General features: G+C 50.1%; 3 protein-coding genes. 1 reads left to right on the top strand and 2 read right to left on the bottom strand.

All coding sequences use genetic code 11. The features are described 5' to 3' along the window. Positions 1-109 precede the first annotated feature (109 nt). On the top strand, positions 110-1,276 hold the full coding sequence (locus tag ABYT30_RS17285; protein ID WP_373097702.1) for an epoxide hydrolase family protein: 1,167 nt from the start codon (positions 110-112) through the stop codon (positions 1,274-1,276). 52 nt (positions 1,277-1,328) lie between these two features. On the opposite strand, the gene ABYT30_RS17290 is transcribed toward ABYT30_RS17285, so the two are convergent. Next, entirely contained in the window at positions 1,329-2,165 is an 837-nt protein-coding gene (locus ABYT30_RS17290; protein WP_373097704.1) for a lysophospholipase, read from the bottom strand. Positions 2,166-2,203: 38 nt separating this feature from the next. Further along, the coding region (locus ABYT30_RS17295) for a wax ester/triacylglycerol synthase domain-containing protein (protein WP_373097706.1) at positions 2,204-3,420 on the bottom strand (1,217 nt) is incomplete at its 5' end.

Below are 3,420 nucleotides of genomic sequence, written 5' to 3' on the forward strand. Positions count from 1 at the left end.
CCTATTTCAAAGCGCCGCACACCGACAAAATGCTTAAGCTACTCGAAAAATTAATGGGCTGAGCTCCGGCTATCGTCACCGCCAATGAATACTGAGATATAAAAATATAATGAAGATTGAAGCCTTTAAAATAAATATTGATCAAGCACAGCTCGATGAACTCAGCCAAAAATTGAATACCAGCAGATTACCCCTAGATTTTGGCAACGGCGAGTGGGCCTACGGTAGTAACGGCGTTTATATGGCTGAGCTACTGCACCACTGGCAGCACGAATATGACTGGCGTAAACATGAAGCGGCAATGAATGAATTCCCGCACTTTCGCTGTGTTATCGACGAGATGCCAATTCACTTCATTCACATAAAAGGTAAAGGGACAGGCACACCATGTAAGCCCTTACTACTGCTACATGGCTGGCCCTGGAGCTTTTGGGATTACCAAAAGATGCTTGGCCCCTTAAGCGATCCGGCTACCCACGGCGGCGACCCCGCCGACGCATTCGACTTAATTATTCCCTCATTGCCTGGCTATGGCTTCTCTTCGCCAATCACCAAAACCGGCATTAATTTTTGGCGTACTGCCGATATTTTTGTCGAGCTAATGCAGGGCCTCGGCTACGACAAATTCGCCGTACACGGCCACGACTGGGGGGCCATTATTACCGCCCAGCTTGGCCACAAACATGCCGACAAATTGATCGGCGCTCACTTTACTACCCTACTCCCGCTAGACACCTTTACCGGCGGCACCGTCGACCCCAGCTACTTTACGGCTGAAGAACAATCTTTAGCGGAGTATAACGCGCACTTTTTTGCTGATGGCGGCGGTTACTTCGCGATTCAAACCACCCGACCACAGACCGTGGCTTATGGTTTAAATGATTCACCAACTGGCCTGCTCGCGTGGATACTAGAAAAGCGCCGCAGCTGGAGCGACTGTGACGGCGAGGTGGAGCGCGTATTCTCCAAGGACGATTTAATCACAACCACCATGCTTTACTGGCTAACTGAAACGATTGGCAGCTCAATGCGCTTTTACTACGAAGCCGCTCACCAGCCGTGGTCGCCATCACACGAGCGCACACCGATAGTGGAATCACCCTGCGGAATTGCGGTATTTCCAAAAGAAGTGGTACTACAACCCAAGGCCTGGATTGAACATTATTACAATGTGCAGCAGCTGAGCTATTTACCCCATGGCGGACACTTTGCCGCAATGGAAGAACCGGTAAATTTGGTTAAAGACATTCAGAGCTTCTTTGCCAAACTCCGCTAAGCCCCTAAAACAGCTACGCACTTATTCCGCGTAGCTGTTTATCAGACTCTTCCTATACGCTAGGGAATCGCGCAAGTAACCACTCACTTATGTCGCCAACTACTCGCTGCCGATCGGCTTCGATCTCATTGAGAACCTCGTGGTATAGCCCGGGATAAATGTGTAGTGTTTTATCTGTCGACGAGATATTGGCGTGCAATTCGCTACTGGATTTTGCCGGGATGAGCAGATCTTGCTCACCGTGCAAAATCAATATAGGTAGGCGAATCTCACTAAATCTACTAGGCATGGTCACAATGGTACTGACCATTTCAGAGATGGTTCGCACCGGCACAGCCCCATGCATATTTAAAGGGTCGTTAGCGTACAAGGCGACTTGCTCAGGATCACGGCTCACCAAGCTGGGGTCTATTTTTAGCACCGGCAAGCGCGGTGCCAAAGTACCAAGAAACTTACACACCAACTTCATCACCCCCGGCACCAAATCACTATTAAGTGCGGCGCCTGACAAAATAAGCGCTGCCAATCGATCTTGGTGTTGCAGCGTATACGAGGTCGCTATTGCGCCCCCCATGCTGTGACCCAACAAGATAATAGGGCATTTCTGTGGTGCCACAATTGCGGTAATGAGGTGATCGAGATCATCCACACAATACTGAAAATTACTGATTAGTCCTTTGGGCGCCCCAGAGTGGCCGTGACCACGATGATCGATGGCATAAACGCTAAATCCCAGATCAACCAAGATTTTTGCAAAAGGCGCATAACGTCCACCATGCTCTCCCATGCCGTGACTTATAACCACGCAGGCCCGCGGATTGGGCGCCAACCATGACTGCCAAAAAATCGGCGTACTTGCCTTGCCCTGAAACGTGCTTTTTTCAGCCACCGCCTAACTCCATTATCAAAATATGTGCTCTGAACAGCCTATAGTGACTGCTCTATATCAAAGTACGCGCATAGCGCCGCAAACTCGTCGCTTACGCAGCTTAGCAATAATTTCGGCTCGCGTATGGCCGCGGGATCATAATTTAGCGCGATACCTGCCACATTCTGATGGCTAATCATGGCAAACATACAGGCGCAGCCGGGCCTCGGTGGCAACACGTAATGGGACTCCACCAAGACACCCGCCAGATATGCGTCCTGGGACATGCCTGGAATATTGCTCACCTGCACGTCGAGGCGAGCTGAATATTGGGCGATGAGTTTAGCCGTTAACTTGATTGGCAATAACATCGCCACCGGCAACAATTGATTTATAAAATCTAAAGCCGGCTCAGCGCGGGCTCGACGAACAAAGCCTTGTATAATATCGATCCGCTCCTTGGGATCGACGATATTCAACGGCGCCGCGTAAGTCACCGCGGTGAACTGATTGCCTCCAACCGCATCGTCAGGCTTACGTAGACTAACGGGAAATGCCAGCGGCAGGCTTGCTTCATCCTCTACACCAAAGGCTGTGTGGTAGCGCTGAAATGCGCCTATGATAAGGGCAAGGTAGATATCATTTAGTGAAGCCTGAGCGGTTTTGGCTAACAACTTCATACTTGGCAACGGCAGGCTCATTAAATCATAGCCATTGCTTGCACTGCGCCGCTGCAATAAGCGCGAGCCACTTGCAACTTGCGCAGCGTTAAGAGACTGAATAGATTTCAAATACTTTTGTGCACTCGCCAATGAGTAATCGTAATCACGGCGATTTTGCCAAACCCTCAGCCCAGATTTAATCACACTTAGCGGTGTTGCAATGATCCCGCGTCCGCGTGGCTTTGACGATTTAAGGTCCATGTCTGCTAAGACACTGCCACGCAGCTGGCAGTAACTATTGCCAGACAAGGCCGCGGCAAACAACTGAATTAAACCGCCACCATCGGTAAGGCTGTGCTGAATTTTTAAGGCGAAAACGCTTTTGCCATCTTTAAGCCCATCGACAAAGAGCACTTCCCACGGCGGGCATTCCGTATTGATTGGCGTACTTGCGAAATCGCTTAATCTTGTCATTAATGTCGCCATACCACTGTTCTTCGGCAGGCTTATTCTGTGCAGATGATTACTCAGCTGAAAATCATCATGGTCGCGCCAGACTGGAAGCTGGGCTGCGCCGGGTAATTCTTGTACCCGCTGGCGCAAACGCGGTACCG

Source organism: Zhongshania sp. (assembly GCF_041623545.1).
Classification (GTDB): domain Bacteria; phylum Pseudomonadota; class Gammaproteobacteria; order Pseudomonadales; family Spongiibacteraceae; genus Spongiibacter.